The 237-nt window shown below is 60.8% G+C and carries 1 protein-coding gene; it reads left to right on the top strand.

The features are described 5' to 3' along the window. On the top strand, positions 1-237 hold a 237-nt coding region (locus tag AC0L20_RS41825), incomplete at both ends, for a DUF3050 domain-containing protein (RefSeq protein WP_473295966.1).

The following is a 237-nucleotide window of genomic DNA, read 5'->3' on the forward strand; positions in this document are numbered from 1 at the left end:
GGTGGTCACTACAGCCACTTCGAACTCTATCTGCACGCCATGCGTGAAGTGGGCGCCAGCACCGACAAGATCGAATTCTTCGTCGACCTGATGCGTGAAGGGGTCGATCTGCAGACCGCCTTGAGCCGTTGCGACGCAGGCCTGGCGGCTTCCGCCTTTGTGACCGATACCATCGAAACCGCAATCAACGCGTCGACGCACAGTGTCGCCGCCGCGTTTCTGCATGGGCGTGAGAGC

It is taken from the genome of Bradyrhizobium sp. Kon58 (assembly GCF_055807455.1).